Origin of the sequence: Caballeronia cordobensis (genome assembly GCF_001544575.2) — a bacterium.
Classification (GTDB): Bacteria; Pseudomonadota; Gammaproteobacteria; order Burkholderiales; family Burkholderiaceae; genus Caballeronia; species Caballeronia cordobensis.
This window is the reverse complement of sequence record NZ_FCNY02000009.1, coordinates 97,021-120,204: the sequence shown is the minus strand read 5'-3', so window position 1 is coordinate 120,204 and position 23,184 is coordinate 97,021. Positions and strand designations below refer to the sequence as shown.

Here is a 23,184-nt window from a genome sequence, read left to right as displayed (position 1 = left end):
CCCGCAGCAGTGTCGAAGCGAGTTTCCAAATCGAAGTCGCCAAAATGTCATGACATTGGTTTATATTGCAGTTTCTCGCCGCTCCATTACCGGAAGGAGTTAACCGTGAAGAATCCGCAATTGCAGGGTGCCATCGAAGGACGCGAAAATCCGGCAGGCGAAACCGCCTACGAACCGATCCCGGTTCGCGCTGTCCCCAAGGAATCGGCCGATGAACCCGGCTATTCCGATTCGTTGGACATCCCGCTCGATTACGGCATCGTGATGGACGCCGTTCGCGACGCCGTTCGCGCGAATCCGTAAGCGTTCAAGATCCCATGCAAAGCGCTCCATTCGGAGCGCTTTTTTTTTCGCGCCGCACGTTTTCAGGTACGACAAATACGCGCGATTCGAAGCAAGTAAGCAATTCCGCCAAAAGTCAATTCGTACGAATCAGAGCGGATGCCCCCCGGCCGAGCAGATTAACGAGATGGTACACTGCCGCCGCCGACGAGGAGTGCCGGTCCGCCCGGCCATTCGGGCTGACACTAAGCGTGTCGATATTTCGTCCATGCCCGCGTGCGCCGAACGCTCGAAAAGAGCCGTCTGCGATCTCCTGTTTGCCCGATCCGACAAAAAATTCACTGCTAGTCTTTCCACTGGCGAAAAGAACTGCATTGAAGTAAGTTCAGACGTGTAATAGCGCCTGGACAAACGTCCGGATCGATGCTCGCGGATTAAAGGGATTCCCGGCGAGGACGTAAACAAGACCGATCAACCACGCGCTGTGGCTCACGCCCTGCCGAACGAAAAACATGGCCGCTATTTTCGATTACCTGTTGGACAGTCAGATCTCCAAGCAATGGCGCGGCGTGCTGGGCGCGCTCGCGGACGAGTTCGAAGCGCAGATCGGGCGCAACGAACTGCGCCAGTTGATGCATCGCGTGGGCAGCCGCTTCGCCGAGGCCCGTCCCTTGCCACCGTGCGATTCGACCGCGGCGCTCGCCGACGCGCTCAACGCGCTCTGGCGCGACACCGACTGGGGCTTCGTCGAACTCTCGGACGAGCGCGACTATTTGAGCATCGTGCATTACTGCGCGCCGCTGCCCGCATTCGGCGAAAGCGCGCTCGCGTGGACGCCCGCGTTTCTTGAAGGCGCTTACCAGGCGTGGCTTGCCGCGCTCGGCGCGCAAGGTCTCGCGATCCGGCAGGCGAGCGAGTTCGGCGACGACGCGGCCATCGAATTCAGGCTCGCGCGCGTCGCGGCTTAAACGCTTTTCAGCACCCCCGACCGCCGCCTCGATGCGGCGGCATCGACCGCCAGACGGGCGGATCGAAAACGAGCGGCACCGGCCAGGCATCAAAAAAAAGCACGACGAGGAAGCGGCATCATGAATACTTCGCGCGATATCGAGAAGCTGTTCGATCATTTCGGCGGCAATGCAGGCGATTATCAGGAAATCGGCCGGGAGAACGAGGCCAGGTCGGCCCGCACCCGCTGGCCGCTGCTTGCGACGCTCGACTTCGCGCAGCCCGCGATTCCCGAGATCGCGCCGCCCCGCGAGGCGCAGCCGAATGCCGCGCGCCCGCGTGCGAACGAAGCATCGGGCGAGGCTGCCGACGCGCATTCGACCCCGACGCCGACGCCGATTCATCGCGGCAAGCAGCAGCTTTTCACGCGTCCGCATCGCCGCACGATTCCGCCCGTCAATCCGCCCGCGGCGGAATCGCTGAGCGCATTGCGCTTCTCGGTGATGGGCGAGTCGGCGTCGAACGAAACCGGAACGATTCCGGATTCCGCAGTCGCGCCCGCGGCCAGCGTGCCGGCCGTTCAAACGCCGGTGGCGAACGAAGCGGCCGCCAGCAAACCGGATACGACGCGACCGTCAGCCACGCTCGGCGCGAATTTCCTCGCGCGCCGCGCGCCCGTTCAGGTACCGCCGGCCGCGCCCGCGCCGCGTGCAGCGGAATCCGCCGCGCCGCAATCGATCCTCGGCAAGCTCTTCAAGCCGCAAGCACAGCACGCGACGCACGCGCCCGCCGCTTCGCTCGACGCCATGTTCGAGCGCCTGCGCCGCGCCGAGCGCCCCGCCACCGAACCCTCGAACACGCAGGCAAGCGCAGGCCACGCCCCGCGCGCGGGCCGCCTCCCACGCTCATGAAAGTCATCACGGTAGTTTCCGCGAAAGGCGGGGTCGGCAAGACGACGCTCGCCGCCAATCTCGCCTCGGTGCTCGCCGCGCGCAACCGCCGCGTGATCGTGCTCGACCTCGATCCGCAGAACGCGCTGCGCCTGCACTTCGGCATTCCGCTCGACAGCATCGACGGCATTTCGCGCGCGACGCTCAGCCGCGACCCGTGGCAAACGGTGATGTTCGACGGCGTCGACGGCGTCACGGTGCTGCCCTACGGCGCCGTGACCGAGGACGATCGCCGCCGCTTCGAGGCGCTCGTCGACAGCGATCCCGCGTGGCTCGCGCATGCGCTCGAATCGCTCGCGCTCGACGCCAACGACATCGTGATCGTCGATACGCCGCCGGGCTCCTCCGTCTACACGCGCACCGCGCTCACCGCGGCCAACTTCGCGCTCAACGTGGTGCTCGCGGACGCCGCCTCCTACGCCGCGATCCCCGGCATGGAGCGCATGGTCGATGCGTACGCCGCGCCGCGTCAGAATTTCGCGGGACAGGGCTATGTCGTCAATCAGGTCGATCAGTCGCGCCAGTTGACCAAGGACGTGCTGAAGGTGCTGCGCAACATGCTCGGCACGAAACTGTTTCCGGGCGTGATCCATCAGGACGAGGGCGTTTCCGAATCGCTCGCCTGCGACACGACGCTCATTCATTACGATCCGCTTTCGCAAGCCGCCGCGGATCTGCGCGCATGCGGCGACTGGCTCCTGTCCGCCGTCGACGCGATAGCCGTTTCGAGGAAGCTCGCATGAGTTCGCCCAAGATTCCGTCGCCGGAAACCGAGGTGAGCGTCGCGACCTCGCGGCTCGAACGTTTCGTCGATGCGGGCATCTGGGGCAGCCGGATCGTCGTGGTCCTGCTCACGGTGTTCGCCGCGTTCGCGCTGTATTTCGTCGTCACGGTGCCGCTCGCCTTCGGCCAGCAACTCGCGTTCGCGACGATCTGCTTCGCTTGCGCGCTCGGCTTTCGCCGTCTGCAAGGCCAGTACGCGACGCTCGTGATGATCGTGCTGTCGGTGGTCGCGTCGGGCCGCTATATGTTCTGGCGTCTGACCGAAACCACGTACTGGGAACGTCCGCTCGACGCCGCCTGGGGCCTGTTGCTCGTCGCGGCCGAAGTCTACGCGGCGCTCGTGCTGCTGCTCGGCTATTTTCAGACCGCGTGGCCGCTCAAGCGCAAGCCGCTGCCGCTGCCCGCCGACCGCAGCCAGTGGCCGACCGTCGATGTCTTCATCCCGACCTACAACGAGCCGCTTTCGGTCGTGAAGCCGACGATCTACGCGGCGCTCGCGCTCGACTATCCGCAGGACAAGCTCGCCATCCACGTGCTCGACGACGGCCGCCGTCCCGAGTTCAAGGCGTTCTGCGAGGAAGTGGGCGTCAACTGGACGATCCGCACGCATAACCGCCACGCGAAGGCGGGCAACATCAACGAGGCGCTGAAGATCACCCAGGGCGAATTCCTCGCGATCTTCGACTGCGACCACATTCCGACGCGCTCCTTCCTGCAGATCTGCCTCGGCTGGTTCCTGCGCGACAAGCTGCTGTCGATGCTGCAGACGCCGCACCATTTCTTTTCGCCCGATCCGTTCGAGCGCAATCTCGGCACGTTCCGCAAGGTGCCGAACGAAGGCGAGCTGTTCTACGGCCTCGTGCAGGACGGCAACGATCTCTGGAACGCGACCTTCTTCTGCGGCTCGTGCGCGGTGCTGCGCCGCTCGATGGTGGAGGAGATCGGCGGCATCGCGGTCGAAACCGTGACCGAAGATGCGCATACGGCGCTCAAGCTGCATCGGCTCGGCTACACGACCGCCTATCTCGCGATTCCGCAAGCGGCCGGTCTGGCGACGGAAAGTCTCTCGGGCCACATCGGGCAGCGCATCCGCTGGGCGCGCGGCATGACGCAGATTTTCCGCATCGACAATCCGCTCACCGGCAAGGGCCTCAAGATCGGCCAGCGGCTCTGCTATCTCAACGGCATGCTGCACTTCTTCTACGGCGTGCCGCGTCTCGTGTTCCTGACCGCGCCGCTCTCGTACCTGTTCTTCGGCGCGCACGTGATCGAAGCGGCGGCGAGCACCATCGCGATTTTCGCGCTGCCGCACATGATGCACGCGAGCATCACCAATTCGCGCATGCAGCGCAGCTTCCGTCACTCGTTCTGGGCCGAAGTGTATGAATCGGTGCTCGCGTCGTACATCACCGCGCCGACGCTGCTTGCCGTCATCAATCCGAAGCTCGGCAAGTTCAACGTGACGGCCAAGGGCGGCCAGATCGCGAAGGATTACTTCGACTGGTACATCTCGCGCCCTTACCTCTTCCTGCTGCTCCTGAACCTGCTCGGCTTCGTCGCCGGCATCGTGCATATCGTCATCTACTGGCACGTGCGCAGCGAAGTGAACACGACCATCCTCAACCTCTGCTGGACGGTCTACAACATGCTGATCCTGGGCGCGTCGGTGGCGGCGGCGAGCGAGCGGCGGCAGGTGCGCGCCACGCATCGCGTCACGATGAAGATGCCCGTGATGCTCAAGTTCTCGACCGGCCGCACGCTCGCCTGCGAAACGATCGACTACTCGGAAGGCGGCGTGGGCGTCGCGCTGCCGAGCAAGATCGAAGTGCCGATGCACGAGCGCGTCACCGTCTCGCTGTTCCGCGGCGACGAGGAATACGCGTTCCCGGCGACCGTCGGCTATACGGAACCGGGCCGCGTCGGGCTGCGTTTCTCGACGCTCACGCGCGAGCAGGAATACGACTTCGTGAAGACCACGTTCGCGCGCGCGGACGCCTGGACCGGCTGGTCCGAGGGACGCCGTCCCGATACGCCGTTGCGCGGCCTGTCGCATGTGCTGCTGGTGGGCACGCGCGGCATCGCCGGTTTGTTCGAGCATCTGTACAGCGACCTTCGAACCTGGATGAACAAGCGCCCAGTCGATGTGAAGAAGCTGAAAACCAAAGACCAATAATGGGCATGGGTATGTCGAAGTTGCGCGTTGAAAACGAAACGGGCGAGCGCGCGCCGCGTTTTTGCGAAAGACCTTTTGCGCGTGCGCTGGCCGTCTTCATGGCGTTGCAGACCGCCTTCGCGGCGCCGTTCGCTTCCGTTGCGGCCGCGGCCACGGCGGAAGCCAATGCGGCAGCGGGCGGCGCGCAGCAGGCGACCGGCGTCGGCGCCGTGCCCGCGCCGAGTCCGGCCGTGGTCTATAACCCGGCGACGCTCGCGCAGCCCGCGCTCGCCGTGCCCGTGCCCGCGTTCTCGGGCAAGCCCGACAAGCCGCTCACGTCGCGCATTCCGACCACCGCCGATCCCGGCACGCTGGTGCCGGGCGGCCGCCGTCAGACGCTCACTTTCGCCGATTACGGCGCGCTCGATCCGTTGCAATTGCGCGGCACCGACGGCCAGAACGGCATCGCGTTCTCGGTGCGCGGCGACGAAGTCGTGACCGGCGCGATCCTGCATCTGATCTACAGCTATTCGCCGTCGCTGTTGCCGTCGATCTCGCAGCTCAAGGTGCTGATCAACGGCGAAGTGGCCGCGACGCTGCCCGTGCCGCGCGATCAGGCCGGCGTGCTGGTTGCGCGCGACGTGGCCATCGATCCGCGCTTCATCACCGAGTTCAATCACCTCAACGTGCAGTTGATCGGCCATTACACGCAGCAGTGCGAAGACCCGTCGAACTCCACGTTGTGGGCGACCGTCAGCAATGCAAGCTCGCTCGACCTGACGTACGCGTCGATTGCGAACAAGCCCGATCTCGCCGCGCTGCCGCAGCCGTTCTTCGACCGCCGCGACGTGCGCCGCCTCGAACTGCCCTTCGTGTTCGCGGGCAAGCCGAGCCTGCCCGCGCTGGAAGCGGCCGGGATGGTCGCGTCTTACTTCGGCTCGCTCGCCGGCTATCGTGGCGCGGTGTTCCCCGCGCAAACCGACAACGTGCCGCTCTCGGGCAACGCCGTCGTGTTCGCCGTCGGCGATGCGAAGGTCGCGGGCGTCGAGATTCCGCCGGTGTCCGGGCCGACCATCGCCGTCGTCGAGCGCGACGCCAACGCGCGCGGGCGTCTCCTGCTCGTGCTCGGCCGCGACGAGAACGAACTGAAGACCGCCGCCAAGGCGCTCGGCGTCGGCCAGAACACGCTGTCGGGCACGAGCGCGACGATCACGCAGTTCAACGACCTTCAGCCGCGCCGCCCCTACGACGCGCCGAACTGGCTGCCGACCGACCGCCCCGTGCGCTTCGGCGAACTGGCGGAAGCGCGCGATCTGACCGCCCACGGCTACGATTCCGACGCCGTGCGCGTGAACCTGCGCGTGCCGCCCGACCTCTTCATGTGGCAGACCAAAGGCGTGCCGGTCGATCTCGGCTATCGCTACACCGTGCGGCCCGCGCCGGACCGCTCGTCGCTCAATATCAGCGTCAACAACGGCTTCGTGCAGTCGCTGCGCATTCCGGCGGTATCGACCTCGACCTTCGATCTCGGCACGTACTTCAGCCGCGTGCTGCCGGACAAGACCGTCGCCGCGCGCCGCGAGGTGTATCTGCCGCCGCTGCTCATCACGCCGCGCGCGCAGTTGCGCCTGCACTTCTACTACGACATCCCGAAGACCGGCGAATGCACGGGGCGCGTGCTGGATAACGTCGTCGGCGCGATCGATCCGAATTCGACCATCGATCTCTCCGGCTTCCCGCATTACATGGCGCTGCCCGATCTCGCCGCGTTCGCGAACGGCGGCTTCCCGTTCACGCGCATGGCCGATCTCTCGCAGACGGCCGTCGTGCTGCCGAACGAGCCGAATTCGGCCGACTACAGCCTGTATCTGCTCGAAATGGGCCGCATGGGCGCATCGACGGGTTATCCCGTGACAGGCGTCACCGTGACGAGCGCGAACGATGTCGACCGCTTCGCCGACAAGGATCTGCTGATTCTCGGCTCGCCGGGCCGTCAGCCGCTCCTGCAACGCTGGGCGAAGCACATGCCCTTCTCCGGCGACGGCGACGCGCGCACCTTCCAGCTTTCCGATGTCGCCTTCAAGGTCGTCGACTGGTGGCATGGCGAGCAAGGTCCGGAACGCTCGCCGGCGCGCGCGGATCTGTCGCTCGTGAGTTCGAACGGCGATGCCCTCCTGACCGGCTTCGAATCGCCGCTGAAGAGCGGCCGCAGCGCGGTCGCGCTCATCAGCGCCGCGGGCCAGTCCGACGCCGATCTCTCCGCCGCGCTGCTCGACAACGACCTGCTGCCGTCCATTCAAGGTGCGGTGGCGGTGATTCACGGCCGCACCGTCACGGTCACGTCGAACGGAGAAGCGTATTTCGTCGGTCATCTGTCGCCCATGCATTACATGCGCTGGGCGCTGTCGTCGCACCCGATTCTGCTGGTGATCGCCGGCGTGCTCGCCGCGCTCATCATCGCTGCCCTGTTCTACCGTATGCTGCGCGCGGTCGCCGCACGCCGCCTGAGGGATTGATATGCGGGTTTCGACCGCCAAAGTTTTCGCCGGAGCGATCATCGCGGCCACGGCCACGGCCACGGGCGCGCAGGCCGCTCAGGCCGTTCAGCAGTGCGACTGGCCCGCGTACCGCATCTTCGTCGAGCGCGTCGTGCAGGCCGATGGCCGCGTGATCGACCGCTCCACCGACGCGCAGCAGACCACGTCCGAAGGCCAGTCTTACGGCATGTTCTTCGCGCTCGTCGCGAACGACCGCGCCACGTTCGACCGGCTCTTCAACTGGACGCGCAGCAATCTCTCGGCGAATCAGTTCGATGCGAACACCGTGCGCCTGCCCGCGTGGCAATGGGGCAAAAAGCCGGACGGCTCGTTCGGCGTGATGGACCCGAACTCGGCGTCGGATTCGGATTTGTGGATCGCTTACGACCTCTTTCAGGCCGGCCGCCTCTGGAAGGAGCCGATGTACACGAAGCTCGCCTTCGCGCTCGCGACGCAGATCGTGAAGCAGGAAGTCGTCGATCTGCCGGGCCTCGGGCCGATGCTGCTGCCCGGCCCGCACGGTTTTCGCACCGGCGACGTGACGCGCCTGAACCCGAGCTATCTGCCGCTGCCGCTGTTGCGCGGCCTTGCGCACGAGATGCCCGACGGCCCGTGGGCGAAGCTCGCGCAAAGCGCCGCGAAGATGATCAAGGTGACGTCGCCGCACGGCTACGCGCCGGACTGGGCGGCGTACCAGGCCGGCTCGAACGGCCAGTTCGTCGTCGATCCGAAGAACGGCGATATCGGCAGCTACGATGCGATCCGCGTCTATCTGTGGGCCGGCATGGCGCCGGCGGGCGATCCGCTCGCGCGGCCGTGGCTCGATGCGCTGCCCGGCATGCGCCAGAGCGTCGCGCAGACGGGTTTCCCGCCGGAGAAAGTCAACGTGACGACGGGCGCGGCAAGCGGCGAAGGTCCGCTTTCCTATTGGGGCGCGCTCGCGCCGTACTTCAAGGCGCTGAACGACGAGCGCGGCCTGGGCCTTGCGCGCGCGCATCTCGAAGCGCTCAGCGCGCCGCCGGGCGCGGGACGCGAGCCGGTCTACTACGACCGCGTGCTCGGACTTTTCGGAGGCGGTTTCGTCGACGGGAAATATCGCTTCGATGAAAACGGGCGTCTCGTGCCGAACTGGAGAAGCGCATGCTGATCCGGACCAGGAAACGCGTCATCGCGGCGATGCTCAGCGCCGCGCCCGTTCTCGCCTTCGCGCAAGCCACGGCCGATCCGCTGACCGTGCTCATCGATCAGGGCAAATACTGGCAGTCGCACAAGCGCGGCGACCTCGCGGAGCAGGCGTGGCAGAAAGTGCTGCGCATCAATCCGAAGCAGCCCGATGCGCTGTTCGGCATGGGCATGGTGCTCGCCGACCGCAAGGACGGCAGCGGCGCGCAGCAGTATCTCGCGCAGTTGCGTCAGGTTGCGCCGAACTATCCGAATATCGACGAACTCGGCCGGCGTCTGGGCGAAACCAGCTCGCGCGACCAGACAGTCAACGACGCGCGGCGTCTCGCGCAAAGCGGACAAAGCGCGTCGGCGGTGCAGGAATACAAGCGCGCGATCGAAGGCAAGCCCACGACGCCGCAGCTTCAGCTGGAGTATTACCAGGCGCTCGCCGCGACGCCGCAGGGCTGGGACGAAGCGCGCCGCGGGCTCGAACAGCTCGCGCGCCAGTATCCCGACGAGCCGCGTTATCAACTTGCCTACGCGCAACATCTGACCTATCGCGATGCGACGCGGCGCGACGGCATCGCGCGGCTCGCGAAGCTGGCCAACGACAGTGCCGTCGGCGCGGACGCGAAGAAAAGCTGGCGGCAGGCGCTCCTGTGGCTCGGCGCGCGCGCATCGGACGCACCGCTTTTTCAGGCGTATCTGCAACTATCGCCCGACGACGCCGCCGTGAAAGCGCGCTTCGATTCGATGGTGCAGCAGGACAAGACCGCGCGCGAACGCTCGCAGACCGACGCCGCCGTCGATGCGCGCGGACGTGTGGTCGCGGAAGGCTTCACCGCGCTGGATCGCGGCGATCTCGTGACGGCCCGGGCGAAGTTTTCGACGGTGCTCGCGGGCGACCCGAACGACGCCGACGCGCTCGGCGGCATGGGCATCGCCGCGCTGAAGCAGGAGCGCTTCTCGGAAGCGCGCACCTATCTCGAACGAGCCTCGCGGGCCGGCAATCCGGCGCGCTGGAAAGACGCGCTCACGAGCGCGACCTACTGGACCTATACGAGCGATGCCATCGGCGCGCGCAGCAACGGCCAGATCGCGCAGGCGAAGGCGCTCTTCGAACGCGCGATCGCGACCAATCCGTCCGATGTCACCGCGCAAGTGCTGCTCGGCGAAATGCTGCTCGCGAACGGCGATCCGCGCGGCGCGGAAGCCGCGTATCGCATGGCGCTGCGCCGTCAGGCCGACAATCCCGATGCGATCCGCGGGCTCGTCGGCGCGCTCGCCGCACAGGGACGCGGCGACGAGGCGCTCGAATTCGCCAACCGCCTGAACACGGAACAGCAGGCCAAAGCGGGCGGCATCAACAAGCTGCGCGGCGAAGCGCAGGCCGCGCAGGCGCGCGCCGCCGAAGCGCGCGGCGATCTGGGCGCGGCGCGCAGTCTCTTCGAAGACGCGCTGCTCAACAATCCCGACGATCCGTGGCTGCGGCTCGATCTCGCGCGCATCTACGTGCGTCAGGGCGCGGTCGGCAATGCGCGCAGCATGATGGACGGCCTCGTGGCCGCGCATCCCGACATGACCGACGCGCTCTATGCCAGCGCGCTGCTGTCCGCCGAAACGAAGGACTGGGCCGCGGGCCTCGCGCAGCTCGAACGGATTCCCGCCGCCCAGCGCACGAGCGCGATGAGCGCGCTGCAGCATCGCCTGTGGGTGCAACAGCAGGCCGAACTCGCGACGCGCGCCGCCGCCGCGGGCCAGCGCCAGCAGGCCTTCGCGATCCTCCGCCGCGCCGAGCCGGTCGCCGCCGGCAACGCGGAACTGGTGGGCGCGGTCGCATCGGCGTATCTGAAGGCGGGCGATCCGGCGCGGGCCTTGTCGCTCGTGCGCGGCGCGATCGCCAATGCGCCGAACGACACCGGCCTGCTGCTGCAATACGCGGGCATTCTGTCGGCGACGCAGCAGGATGCCGAACTCGGCTCCGTCATGCGCCGCCTCCAGTCGATGCCGCTCACGACGCAGCAGCGCGCCGACTTCGAGAGTCTGAACGTGGGCATCGTCGTCGCGCGCGCGGATACCGTGCGCAGGCAGGGCGATCTCGCCGCGGCCTACGACGTGATCTCGCCGTGGCTCGCCGCGATGCCCGACAACGCCGATCTGCAGGCGGCGCTCGGCCGCATGTACACCTCGGCGGGCGATGACCGCAGCGCGCTCGCGAGCTACCAGAAAGCGCTGTCGCGCCGTCCCGACGACATCGGCTTGCAGACGGCGGCCATGTCCGCGGCGAGCGGCGTGCGCGATTTCAAACTCGCCGAAACCTACGCGAATCAGGCGTATCAGGCCGCGCCGAACGATCCGGCCGTGCTCGCCGCGATCGGCCGGATGTATCGCGCGCAGGGCAAGCTCGATCTCGCGGCGCAGTTCCTGCAACGCTCGCTCGTGGCCGCCAATACGCCGGTGCAGGCCGCGCCGCCTGGCCAGGCGCGCAGCGACGTGCCGCGTGGCTGGGAAACGGCGATGAGCCGCATCGGTTCGAATCCGCTGCCGGGCACCAATCCGTTCGAAGGCAAGACCGCCGTCGATACCGCGTCGAATCCGGCGCTCGCATCGGGCGCGTCTTATCGTCAGGCCCCACCTCCAAGTTATTCGCAGCCCGTGCCGACCTATCTGCCGCCTCCTCAGCCCGCGCCTTATAGCGTGCCTTATAACGCGCCCGCGCCGCAGAGCGCGCCACGTCCGGCCGCGAGCGGTGGATACGGCCCGGACACGTATGGATCGGGGCAGTCGGGCGCGCCGCTGCAGCCGTATCCGGGACAGGATGCCGGGGCGTATCAGGCTTATCCGCAGCAGCAGTATCAGCAGCCGGCGTATCCGCAACAGCAGTATCAGCAGCAGCCGTATCAGCAGCAGCCCTATGCCGCGCAGGACCCGTACGCCGCGCCCTGGCCGATGTCGCCCGGCGCGCGCGATGCGCAATCGAATGCCTACGCGCCGCCGCCTGCCGCCAGCACGAAAAAGCAGGCAACGTCGCGCAAAGCCGCGGCTGCGCCCGCTCGTCCCGCCGATCCCTATGCTTACGGCGCGCCCCCGCAGCCCTACGCGCAGGCGCCGTATCCGCAGCAGCCCTATTACCCGCAGCCGCAGCAGTACGCGCCGCCGCAATACGCGCAGCAGCCGTACATTCCGCAGCCGCCCGCGGGCTATGCGCAGCCTTACTACCCGTCGCAAGCGCAGCCGGGGCAGCGCGCCGCCGCCGCCGCGACGATGAGCGCCGGCGGCGTTCCCGCGCCGGTCGCGAATTCGCAGACGGCGGGTGTCGCGGAGGAACTCGCGCAGATCAACCGAGAGCAGGCGAGCACGATTTCGGGCGGCCTCTTCTTCCGCAGCCGCGACGGCGAGGACGGCCTGTCGAATCTGACCGATATCGAAGCGCCCATCGAAGGCCGCATCAAGGCGGGCAACGGCCATGTGATCGTGCGCGCGACGCCCGTCACGCTCGACGCGGGCACGGCGGCCAGCACGCAGAACACGCTCGCGCGCTTCGGCTCGGGCCGCGGCGCGACCGCCAATCCGCCGACGAACACTTACGGCTCGCAGACGGCGACGGGCGTGGGCCTCGCGCTCGGCTACGAGAACCGCAACTTCAAGGGCGATATCGGCACGACGCCGCTCGGATTCCGCGAGACCAACGTCGTCGGCGGCGTGCAGTATCAGAACGCGATCACCGACAAGGTGTCGTACTCGCTCGCCGTCGCACGCCGCGCCGTCACCGACAGCCTCTTGTCCTACGCCGGGACGCGCGACTCGGGCGCGAACCTCGAATGGGGCGGCGTCACCTCGACGGGCGCGCGCGCCGACTTCGCCTGGGACGACAGCACGAGCGGCGTCTATGTGAACGCGGCCTACCAGTTCCTCGACGGCAAGCAGGTCGCGACCAACAACGCGGTGAAGGGCGGCGGCGGCATCTACACGCGCATCATCAAGGATGCGGACCAGACGCTGACCATCGGCGCGAACACCACGCTGATGCACTACGACAAGAACCTCTCGTACTTCACTTACGGGCAAGGCGGCTACTTCAGCCCGCAGCAGTACGTGATTCTGAACTTCCCGGTGGAGTACACGGGGCGCTCGGGACTCTTCACGTACGACCTGAAGGGCTCGATCGGCGTGCAGCATTACCGGCAGGACGCGTCGAACTACTTCCCGACGAACTCGACGTATCAGGCGATCGCGGCCGGTTCGGGCGCCGCGCCGGACGCGGGCGCGGTCTATCCCGGCCAGAGCAAGACGGGCGTGTCGTACTCGCTCAACGCGACGGGCGAATATCAGCTCGCGCCGCAGCTTGCGTTCGGTGCGACGGCGTCGTTCGGCAACGCGTATCAGTATCGGGAATGGCTCGCCGCCGTGTACGTGCGCTACAGCTTCACGCGTCAGAGCGGCGCGCAGCCGGTATTCCCGCCGCAGGCGTTCAGTTCGCCGTATCTGTCGCTGTCGAACTGATGGCGTCGCGCGCGCGTTTCGCTTGCGGCCGGACGCGCACGCGCGCACGATCGGCCGCATGATGAAAACGCCAGGCGCGCTCGTCGCGAACAATGATCAATTCCTGCGCGACCTGCAGCTTTTCTGCATCGTCGCGCGGCGTTCGAGCTTCATCGCCGCCGCGACCGAAACGGGCATCTCGCCCGCGCACGTGAGCAAGCGCATCGCGATGCTGGAAACGGCGCTCGGCGTGAAGCTCTTCATGCGCACGACGCGCCGCGTGTCGATCACGAGCGACGGCGAAGCGGCCTTCCAGTGGGCGCAGAAGATTCTCGACGACGTGCAGGGCATGGCCGACGCCTTCGCCGGCATCGACGATCCGCGCGGCCTGTTGCGCATCGGTACGAGTCTGCGGCTCGGGCGCGAGCATGTGTCGCCCGCGCTCGTGCTATTGCGGCGGCGTCATCCGGGACTCGAAATCTGGCTGGAATTGCTCGACCGGCGCGTCGATCTCGTCGGCGAGAACTTCGATATCGACATACGCGTCGGCGAAGTGCAGGAGCCGCATCTGATCGCGCACCGGATGGTCGAGAGCTTTCGCGTGCTCGCCGCCGCGCCCGCGTATCTCGAACGGCGCGGCGCGCCGAAGACGCTCGCCGAGCTCGCGCAACACGACTGCCTGCTCTTTCGCGAACGCTATCAGCGTTTCGGCGTGTGGCGTCTCGCCGGCCCGAACGGCGAGGAAAGCGTCAAGGTGACGGGGCCGGTCGCGTCGAACCATAGCGACATCGTGCGCCAGTGGGCCGAGCAAGGCTTCGGCATCGTGATGGGCTCGATCTGGGACATCGCATCCAGTCTGCGCAACGGCACGCTCGTGCCGGTCTTGCCCGCGTACCGGCAGCGCGCGGACGTCTGGGCGGTGACATCGGCGCGCTCGTCGCACTCCGCGAAGATTCGCGTCTGCATCGACTTCCTCAAAGAACAACTGACGAGCGGTCCCCATGCGCTCGTGACTTCCGGCATCGCGGGAATCTGAAACGCCGCAACGCGCGACGCCGAAATTCGCATCCGCCACTTTTTGTCCGCAATCCCGCCGCATCGAAGCGCGCCAAATCGCTTGGCATGCGCAATCCCATGCTGCGCGGCGCTCAGCCGTCAATCGCATTAAGCGAACATCGGCATACCTTACAACGCTTACGTTGCGTCGGCGTCACGGAACCCGGAAAAAAGACCCGACTTTTGTGACGTTTATTTCCAAATATTGTTGCGACATGTAATGATACTGATTCGCATTTAACCCAATCACGGCGATAGGCTGACCCAATCAGGCGCGCCGCGAATGTCGGGCGCACACGCGCCGCCGCCGCTTCTCGACGACGCCGCCTGCTCCGCTTCCATTTTCTGTTCGATCACATTCGGCACGCGAAAACCCGCTTCGCCGCCGATTCGCATTTCACTAACAAGCATCGGGGAAACGACATGTTGAGGAAGAAGCCGCTCGCCGCGGCATTGATGACGATTGCCGCGGTTCCCGTGGCCACGCCGCTCTACGCCCAGACCGCACCGCAGTCCACGCAAACCGCACCGCAGAATTCCCCTCCCGCACTGCAAGTCGCACAGCAGACAGGACAGCAGGCCGCTCCCGCCGACGCCGCTTCCTCCACCGCACCCGAAACCGCCGCCCTGCCCGCCGTCAACGTGACGAGCCAGGCCGACGCGCCCGACTTTCAGGCGGACGTGTCGAGCGTCGGCGCCAAGGTGCCGACCGCGCTGCGCGACATTCCGCAGGCGGTCGTCGTGGTGCCGAAGGCGGTGCTGCAATCGCAGGCGGTGAGCTCGTTCTCCGATGCGCTGCGCAACGTGCCGGGCGTCACGCTCGGCGCGGCGGAAGGCGGCCAGATCGGCAACAACATCAACCTGCGCGGCTTCTCGGCACGCACGGATATCTATCTCGACGGCTTCCGCGATCGCGGCCAGTATTACCGCGATACGTTCAATCTCGAATCCATCGACGTGCTGTACGGCCCTTCGTCGCTGTACTTCGGGCGCGGCTCGACGGGCGGCGTCATCAATCAGGTCAGCAAGCAGCCGAACATGAAGCCGCGCGCCGATGTCTCGCTGCAGGCGGGCACGCACGACCGCTATCGCACGACGGTCGACATCAACCAGCCGATGACGGACACCTCCGCGTTCCGTATCAACGCCTTCGGCCAGTCGCTCGGCTCCACGCGCGACGAGATGCACAACAAGGATTACGGCGTCGCGCCGGAAGTGAAGTTCGGCATCGGCACGCCGACGCAAGTGACCTTGTCCGCGCTGATCCAGCACAACCGCGATCAGCCCGACTACGGCATTCCGCCGCTGAACGGCCACCCCGCGCCGGTCGATCCGAAAACCTTCTACGGCTTCACCGACGACCGCACGATCCAGGACGTGCAGACGGTGAACGCGCGCATCGAGCATCGTTTCAACGACATGTTCACGCTGCGCAACCAGACGCAATTCAGCCACTACAGCACCGAGGCACGCGCGACCAACGCCGCGGCCGTGCTGACGGGGCCGCTCGGCACGTCGCCGGCGCTTTCGAACGGCAATTACACGACGCTGCCGCTGTCGTCGCTGTTCGTGCGTCTGCAAGGCAAGGATCGCAACATCAACGATCATTCGGTCTATAACACGACCGATTTTCAGGGCAAGTTCGCGACCGGCTTTCTCAAGCACGACACGCTCGTGGGCGTCGATCTGAGCCACGAGACGTACAGCAACCAGAGCTTCACCGCGACCACGCCGGGCCTGCCTTCGAACACGCTCGCGATCGTGCCGCTCGTCAATCCGCCGTACGTGCCGCGTCCGGCGAACTATCGCGAGGTGGCGACCAATCTCGCCGAATCGAGCGCGAACGATGTCGGCCTGTACCTGAACGACACGATCTCGATCGGCGAGCACTGGAAGTGGATCGGCGGCGTGCGCTGGGACCGCTATGAAGCGTCGATCCATAACTCGATCAACCAGCCGGGCTACGCGACGCAGACCAACTACTTCACGAGCGTGCGCACCGGCGTCGTGTGGCAGCCGCAGGAATGGCAGTCGTACTACGTGTCGTATGGCACGTCGTTCAATCCGTCGCTCGAAGCGCTCACGCTCACGAGCGGCCAGCAGAACCTGCCGCCCGAGCACAACAAGTCGTATGAGATCGGCTCGAAGTGGGATCTGCTGAACGGCGGATTGTCGGTGACGCAATCGCTTTTCAGCATCGAGAAGACGAACGCGCGCACGCTCGCCTCGGACGGCACGTACTCGCTAGACGGCGATATCCGCGTGCGCGGCTATCAGCTCGGCGTGGCGGGCCACATCACGCCGAAATGGCAGATGTTCGGCGGCTACACGTACATGGACGGCACCATCCTGAAGTCCTTCGACGGCACGCAGGGGAACGTGCCCGCGAACACGCCGAAGCACATGCTCACGTTCTGGACGACCTACGACTTCACGCCGGTCTGGCAAGTTGGCGGCGGGCCGTCGTACGTGTCGTCGCGCTATGCGGCGAACAACAATCTCGTGGAAGTGGGCGGCTACGTGCGCTGGGACGTGATGGCCGCGTATCATCAGAAGCGCTACGATATCCAGTTCAACGTGCTGAACCTGACCGACAAGAAGTACTACGATGCGCTGATTCCGTCGGACGGCGGGCGCGCGGTGCCGGGCCTCGGCCGCACGTTCCTCGCGACCTTGAATTACCGCTTCCGTTGATGTAACCGCGCGCGCCGCCTCGCATGCGGCGCGCGCCCAGAAGGCCATAACGATGATCCTCTCGATACCGGACGTGCTCTCCCCGGACGACGCCGCCGCGATGCGCGCGCGGCTCGAAGCAAGCGACTCATGGGTCGATGGCCGCGCGACCGCGGGCTATCAGGGCGCGCCGGTCAAGCGCAACATGCAGATCGCGGAAGGCTCGCCGATCGCGCTCGAAATGGGCGATGCGATCGTCGGCGCACTCGAGCGTCATCCGCTTTTCATCAGCGCGGTGTTGCCCAATCGCGTGTATCCGCCGCTATTCAACCGTTATGAAGGCGGCATGCATTTCGGCAGTCATGTCGATGGCGCCATTCGCATCGTGCCCGGTCATGGCGCGCGCGTGCGCACCGATGTCTCCGTCACGCTGTTTCTCACGCCGCCCGACGAGTACGACGGCGGCGAGCTCATCATCGAAGATACATATGGCGTGCAGGAAGTGAAGCTGCCCGCGGGACACGCGATCGTCTATCCCGCGACGAGCCTGCATCAGGTGCGGCCGGTTACGCGCGGCGCGCGCGTGTCGAGCTTTTTCTGGGCGCAAAGCCTGGTGCGTGACGACGCGCAGCGCGCCCTGCTCTTCGATCTCGACAACTCGATCCAGCGCCTGAACGCCACCAACGGCGACGAAGCCGCGAAACGCTCGCTCGTCGGCTGCTATCACAACCTGCTGCGCATGTGGAGCGAGACCTGAGTCACGCCGCGCGCAACACGTTCGCGCGCGTCCGGCCGACTTCCTCGAGCAAGGCTTCGTCGCGCGCGATCACATCGGGCACATGCGCGCGCAGAAACTCCACCCATGTGCGCGTTTTCGCATCCACGAACTTGCGCGACGCATAGAGCGCGTAGAGATTCGTGCGCTGCAAGGTATGGTGCGGCAGCACGCGAACGAGCGAGCCGTTGCGCAAGCCTTCGATCGCCGCATAGAGCGGCAGCATGCCGATGCCCATGCCTTCGCGGATCGCCACCGCGAGCGATTCCGCGATGTTCACCTGAACCGGTCCGCTGATCTGCAAGGTCTCGCGTCCGTCGGGGCCTTCGAGCGTCCATTCGCGCGCGGGAAACGCCGGCGTCTGCAAGGTGAGGCAATCGTGCTGCGCGAGATCGGCGGGCACCTCCGGCACTCCGCGCGCGCGCAGATAGTCCGGCGATGCGCACAGAATGCTGAAGGTCGTGCCGAGCTGGTGCGAGATCACTTCCGAGTCCGACAGCGCGCTCGCCGAAATCACCGCGACATCGCTGCTGCCTTCGAAGAGATCGGGCATGCGCTGCGACAGCGTCAATTCGACCTTCACATCGGGATACGATGCGCGGTATCGCGCGATGGCCGGCAGAATGTAATGCTGCCCCACGCTCGCGAAGCTGAACATGCGCAGCGTGCCCGACGGATGCTCGTGCGCGCAGCTCGCTTCTTCTTCCGCGCCGTCGATATCGGCGAGAATCTGCCGCACGCGCTTCAGATACCGCTCGCCCGCCGATGTGAGCGCGAGACGCCGCGTCGAGCGGTTCATCAGGCGCGTGCGCAGATGCGCTTCGAGTTCGGAAACGGCGCGCGACATCGCGCCGGTCGTCGAGTTCATCGACTGTGCCGCAGCCGTGAAGCTGCCGGCTTCGATCACGCGGGTAAAGACCCGCATGTTCTGTAGGGTATCCATCGAACCGTCATATTGCCTGGAAAGCGCTATTGTCCGCTTTCCCACGCGCTCGATTGTTGTTGAATCAGGAAAGAATGTTCCCTGATTCCCACATTAATCCGGCAAGGCGGTTTGCCTACAATCGGCGCCTTCTTGGATGACCGGACACACGCTTGTCGACGCGCGATTCGATTCGGGACTGGCTCGTCACCGATGGTTACGTCTGGCTGCATCTCGCGAAAACGCTCCTTGCCGCGTTCCTCGCGATGGGCGTCGCGATGCGCTTCGAGCTGCCGCAGCCGCGCGTCGCGATGACGACCACCTTCGTGCTGATGCAGCCGTTCGCCGGCATGGTGCTCGCGAAGAGCGTGTCTCGTTTCGCGGGCACGGCGCTGGGCATGTTCGCCGCGCTCGTGCTGGGCGCCGTGTTCGTGCAGCAGCCCGAGCTCTATATGTTTGCGCTCACCGCATGGGTCGCGGCGTGCATCGCGCTCGCCGTGCGGTATCGGCAGTTCCGCTGGTACGGCTTCGTGCTCGCCGGTTATACGGCCGCGTTGATCGGCATTCCCGCCGTCGCCGATCCCGATAGCCTGCTGATCGCGACGCTCACGCGCGGCGCGGAGGTCATGCTCGGCATCGTGTGTTCGAGCGTCGTGAGCGCGCTCGTGTTTCCGCGCCATGCCAGCGCCACGCTCGCGCAGACGCTCGCGCGGCGTCAGGCGCGTTTCGCCTCGTTCGCGTCGGACGTGTTGCGCGGGCGTCTTTCGCGTGTCGCGCGTGAGCGCCGCTTCGCCGATTTCGTCGATGAGATCGTCGGCTTCGAAGCGACGCGCGGTGTCGCGGCGTATGAATCGCGCGCGCTGCCGTCCGGGCGTCGCGGGCTCGCGGCGCTCAACAGCGCATTCATGGATGTCTGCGCTCGCCTGCATGCGCTCGACCAGTCGATGAAGCGCCTGCCCGCCGCGCGCGATGCGCTCACGCCTTTCCTCGAAGAACTCGCGCGCATCTTCGAGCACGACGCGCTGGATGTGCATCTCGCGCACTACAAGGCAACGCTGGCGACGCGCCTCGACTTCACGACGTCGGCCGAACTGCTGAATCGCTTCGTCGACGACACGCTGCGCTATGTATCGATATCGAACAGCGATCTCTCGAATGAAAGCGTGGCTTCGCGGTTTGAAGCGAAGACCAGCCGCTTCGTCATCGCGGCGACGTTCATGCGCACGGGTATCGCCATCGCCGCGACCGCGTGGTTCTGGATCGTCACCGCGTGGCCGAGCGGCGGCCATGCCGTGATCGGCGCGACGCTGGCTTGCGGGTTATCGTCGGCATCGGCGCGGCCCTCGAAGTTCATCATGCAGATGGCGGCTGGCGCCGCGCTCGCGATCGTCACGGGCTATGTGTTCCTGTGTCGTGTCTACCCGGCGATCGATGGCATCGCGCTGCTGTGCGCCATGCTCGCGCCACCGCTCGCGGCAGGCGCGTTCCTCGCGATGCGTCCCGCTTCCGCCGGATACGGCATCGGTTTTTGCGTGTTCTTCTGTCTGCTCGCCGCGCCCGACAACCGCATGGTCTACGATCCGGGCCTTCTGCTGAACAACGGCCTCGCGATTCTCGCCGCGATGCTCGCTGTCGCCATGATGTGCGCCGTCGTCGTGCCGCCGCGCACGCAATGGCTCGTCGGCAGGACGCTCGCGCAACTGCGCGCGATGGCGGCGCTCGCCTGCGAAGGCAAGCTCGCGGATCTCGGCGAGCGCTTTCATTCGGGCACGCACGATCTGATGTTCCAGTTGCGCGGCTTGCTCGTGCGGCGTTCGCGCGAGCATCGCCGCGCGCTTTCGTGGATGCTCGTTACGCTCGAAGTCGGACAGGCCATGATCGATCTGCGCCGCGAAGCGCGCGCATTGAACGCGCACTGCTTTCCCGATGCGTTGCAGAGCGCGTGGCGCGCATCGCTCGCGCGCGTGCTGCGCGACATCGCCGTGCTGTTTCGCGCGCCGGGCAGCGAGACGCTGCGCCGTGCGATCGCATCCGTGGTCGCGTCGATCGTGATCGCGCAAGGCGTGCGCGATGCCGTGCCCGCCGGGCGCGCTGCACGGCGCGACATGCAGCGCGTGCTTGCGCATCTGCATGTCGTGCGCACCGCGCTTGTCGATCCCGATGCGCCTTTCGATCGCTGAACTGCAAATGTGCCTTCCTGGCAGGGCTATTTATCGGCGCCGATGCTCGCCCTATATTGATCGCAGTGCTTTCGCGGCGCGCCCTTATGCCGCAGGAGCGCCGGCGGTGCGATGCCTCGCGCGTGCATTGAATGGGACGAAGCACAATGTTTGACTGCATTGAACAATGTCTTTCAACCTTGCAGCTTTAACGGCAGTGCACGCTACCTATAATCGCCTTCGTTTAAACGAAGCCACTGAAGATAGATTCGATGTACGAAGACCGTATCCGCTGTACCGCCTTGCGCGGCAAGATCACCTCGGCCGCCGACGCGGCGCAACTCGTTCGCGACGGCATGATCGTCGGCGCGAGCGGCTTCACCCGCGCTGGTGACGCGAAGGCCGTGCCGCTCGAAATCGCGCGCCGCGCGCGTGAGGAAAGCGAGCCGCTGCGCATCACGCTCATGACGGGCGCATCGCTCGGCCATGACACCGACCGCCTGCTCACCGAAGCCGGCGTGCTCACGCGCCGCCTGCCGTTTCAGGTCGATACAACCTTGCGCCGCGCGATCAATCGCGGCGACGTGATGTTCGTCGATCAGCATCTGTCGGAGACCGTCGAGCTGTTGCGCGCGAACCGGCTCGGCCAACTCGATCTTGCGATCATCGAAGCGGCCGCGATCACGGAGACGGGCGGCATCGTGCCGACGACATCGGTCGGCAATTCGGCGAGCTTCGCGATACTCGCGCAACGCGTGATCGTGGAGATCAATCTGGCGCAGCCGGCGGCGCTCGAAGGCCTGCACGATATCTGGATTCCGGAGCGCAGGCCGCAGCGCGACCCGCTTCCGATCGTGAAGCCGCACGACAGGATCGGCGCGGCGGCGATCGAGATTCCCATCGAAAAGATCGCCGCCATCGTCATCACGAACACGCCGGACAGTTCGTCCACCGTGCTTCCGGCCGATGAAGACACCGCGCTCATCGCTGGGCATCTGATCGAGTTCTTTCAACACGAAGTGTCGCGCGGACGCTTGCCGAAGCAGTTGCCGCCGTTGCAGGCGGGCATCGGCACGATTGCGAACGCGGTGCTCTCGGGGTTTGCGGCGTCGCCGTTCGAGGCGCTGACGATCTACTCCGAAGTGCTTCAGGACTCGACCTTCGATCTGCTCGATTCCGGCCGAGCGACCTTCGCCTCGGGCGCGTCGATCACGCTGTCCGCGCAACGGCAGGACAAGGTGCTTCGCGATATCGAACGCTATCGCGACCGCCTCGTGCTGCGGCCGCAGGAAGTGAGCAATCATCCCGAGGTGATTCGCCGGCTCGGCCTCATCGCGATCAACACGGCGCTCGAAGCCGATATCTACGGCAACGTGAATTCGACGCATGTCGGCGGCACGCACATGATGAACGGCATCGGCGGCTCCGGCGATTTCGCGCGCAATGCCGCGTACGCCGTGTTCGCGACGAAGTCGGTCGCGAAGGACGGCCGTATTTCGAGCATCGTGCCGATGGTGCCGCATTGCGATCATAACGAGCACGATGTGGATATCGTCGTGACCGAGCGGGGGCTGGCGAATCTCACGGGCCTCGCGCCGCGCGAACGTGCGCTGAGCGTGATCCAGAACTGTGCGCATCCGCTGTATCGCGATCTTTTGCGCGACTATTACCGCGATGCAGCAGCGCTCGGCGGGCACACGCCGCACCGTCTGGATCAGGCGTTTTCGTTTCACGCGCGCTTTGCCGCGAGCGGATCGATGCTTCCTTAAAGCGGTCGCGCGCGCGTCATGCTGCATCGCGAAAGCGAATGACGCGCGCAAACGGCGTCGCTCGCGCGGGAATCAGCGCACAATGGCGGGAGCCTGCTTCGGCCGGCGAACAGGAGGAACACCATGACCGCCATCACCTGGGTTCTCGCCGCCGACGGCAGCCGCGCGCGCATCTTCGAGACGCACGGATTGAAGCTGGATCTGCGGCAGATCGAGGACCTCAGGCATCCGGCGCCGCGCGCGGCGGATACGGCGGACAAGGAACGCGAGAAGTTCGCGCGGACCGTCGCCGAGTTTCTCGAGCGCAGCCGCCTGCAACAGCGATTCGATCGCTTGCGGCTTGCCGTCGAGCCCAGGTTTCTCGGCGTGCTGCGCCCGCATCTCAGCAGCGAAACGCGCAAGCTCGTCTACGAGGAAATCGACCGCGACGTGTCGAACATGGAGACGCGCGATATCGGCCGTCATCTCGACCGGCCATGAATCGCGCCTGACAATGCGCGCCGCCTCCCCCGCGAGAAACGGCGCGCCGGGC

The 23,184-nt window shown here is 66.0% G+C and carries 15 protein-coding genes; 14 read left to right on the top strand and 1 reads right to left on the bottom strand.

Annotation, left to right across the window (positions count from 1 at the left end; genetic code table 11):
• Window positions 1-105 precede the first annotated feature (105 nt).
• The 11 genes from AWB70_RS18760 to AWB70_RS18710 all read left to right on the top strand — a co-directional run bounded on the left by AWB70_RS18760 (window position 106) and on the right by AWB70_RS18710 (window position 17,784).
• Window positions 106-303: a hypothetical protein gene (locus AWB70_RS18760; protein ID WP_041731774.1), complete on the top strand. Its 198-nt coding sequence runs from the start codon at window positions 106-108 to the stop codon at window positions 301-303.
• 491 nt (window positions 304-794) lie between these two features.
• Window positions 795-1,250 carry a cellulose biosynthesis protein BcsD gene (gene bcsD, locus AWB70_RS18755; RefSeq protein ID WP_053569571.1) on the top strand — a complete coding sequence of 152 codons (456 nt, stop codon included), beginning with the start codon at window positions 795-797 and terminating at the stop codon, window positions 1,248-1,250.
• Between the two features lie 120 nt (window positions 1,251-1,370).
• On the top strand, window positions 1,371-2,141 hold the full coding sequence (bcsP, locus tag AWB70_RS18750) for a cellulose biosynthesis protein BcsP (RefSeq protein WP_053569572.1): 771 nt from the start codon (window positions 1,371-1,373) through the stop codon (window positions 2,139-2,141).
• Window positions 2,138-2,923 carry a cellulose biosynthesis protein BcsQ gene (bcsQ, locus tag AWB70_RS18745; protein ID WP_053569573.1) on the top strand — a complete coding sequence of 262 codons (786 nt, stop codon included), beginning with the start codon at window positions 2,138-2,140 and terminating at the stop codon, window positions 2,921-2,923. The genes bcsP and bcsQ overlap by 4 nt, the downstream gene beginning before the upstream one ends.
• On the top strand, window positions 2,920-5,136 hold the full coding sequence (gene bcsA / locus AWB70_RS18740; RefSeq protein WP_014251079.1) for a UDP-forming cellulose synthase catalytic subunit: 2,217 nt from the start codon (window positions 2,920-2,922) through the stop codon (window positions 5,134-5,136). The genes bcsQ and bcsA overlap by 4 nt, the downstream gene beginning before the upstream one ends.
• On the top strand, window positions 5,136-7,631 hold the full coding sequence (gene bcsB / locus AWB70_RS18735; protein WP_143281658.1) for a cellulose biosynthesis cyclic di-GMP-binding regulatory protein BcsB: 2,496 nt from the start codon (window positions 5,136-5,138) through the stop codon (window positions 7,629-7,631). Before bcsA ends, bcsB begins: the two co-directional genes overlap by 1 nt.
• Window position 7,632: 1 nt before the next feature.
• Complete coding sequence (gene bcsZ / locus AWB70_RS18730) at window positions 7,633-8,799, top strand: cellulose synthase complex periplasmic endoglucanase BcsZ (RefSeq protein ID WP_053569574.1); 1,167 nt, start codon at window positions 7,633-7,635, stop codon at window positions 8,797-8,799.
• Window positions 8,793-13,319 (top strand): cellulose biosynthesis protein BcsC, encoded by a 4,527-nt coding sequence (locus AWB70_RS18725; RefSeq protein ID WP_053569575.1) that lies wholly within the window; start codon window positions 8,793-8,795, stop codon window positions 13,317-13,319. The genes bcsZ and AWB70_RS18725 overlap by 7 nt, the downstream gene beginning before the upstream one ends.
• Window positions 13,320-13,380: 61 nt before the next feature.
• On the top strand, window positions 13,381-14,334 hold the full coding sequence (locus AWB70_RS18720) for a LysR family transcriptional regulator (RefSeq protein ID WP_053569864.1): 954 nt from the start codon (window positions 13,381-13,383) through the stop codon (window positions 14,332-14,334).
• Between the two features lie 443 nt (window positions 14,335-14,777).
• Complete coding sequence (locus AWB70_RS18715; protein ID WP_053569576.1) at window positions 14,778-17,048, top strand: TonB-dependent siderophore receptor; 2,271 nt, start codon at window positions 14,778-14,780, stop codon at window positions 17,046-17,048.
• A 52-nt stretch (window positions 17,049-17,100) separates the two neighbouring features.
• The gene (locus tag AWB70_RS18710) at window positions 17,101-17,784 is read left to right on the top strand and encodes a Fe2+-dependent dioxygenase (protein WP_014251086.1); all 684 of its coding nucleotides are present in this window, start codon (window positions 17,101-17,103) and stop codon (window positions 17,782-17,784) included.
• A gap of 1 nt (window position 17,785) precedes the next feature.
• On the opposite strand, the gene AWB70_RS18705 is transcribed toward AWB70_RS18710, so the two are convergent.
• Window positions 17,786-18,745 (bottom strand): LysR family transcriptional regulator, encoded by a 960-nt coding sequence (locus AWB70_RS18705; protein ID WP_014251087.1) that lies wholly within the window; start codon window positions 18,743-18,745, stop codon window positions 17,786-17,788.
• Between the two features lie 152 nt (window positions 18,746-18,897).
• Between AWB70_RS18705 and AWB70_RS18700 the strand changes: the two genes are divergently transcribed.
• The 3 genes from AWB70_RS18700 to AWB70_RS18690 all read left to right on the top strand — a co-directional run bounded on the left by AWB70_RS18700 (window position 18,898) and on the right by AWB70_RS18690 (window position 23,132).
• Complete coding sequence (locus AWB70_RS18700; protein ID WP_053569577.1) at window positions 18,898-20,904, top strand: FUSC family protein; 2,007 nt, start codon at window positions 18,898-18,900, stop codon at window positions 20,902-20,904.
• A 251-nt stretch (window positions 20,905-21,155) separates the two neighbouring features.
• The gene (gene scpC / locus AWB70_RS18695) at window positions 21,156-22,652 is read left to right on the top strand and encodes a succinyl-CoA:acetate CoA-transferase ScpC (RefSeq protein ID WP_053569578.1); all 1,497 of its coding nucleotides are present in this window, start codon (window positions 21,156-21,158) and stop codon (window positions 22,650-22,652) included.
• A 123-nt stretch (window positions 22,653-22,775) separates the two neighbouring features.
• Window positions 22,776-23,132: a host attachment protein gene (locus AWB70_RS18690; protein ID WP_045454673.1), complete on the top strand. Its 357-nt coding sequence runs from the start codon at window positions 22,776-22,778 to the stop codon at window positions 23,130-23,132.
• The last annotated feature ends 52 nt before the right edge of the window (window positions 23,133-23,184 follow it).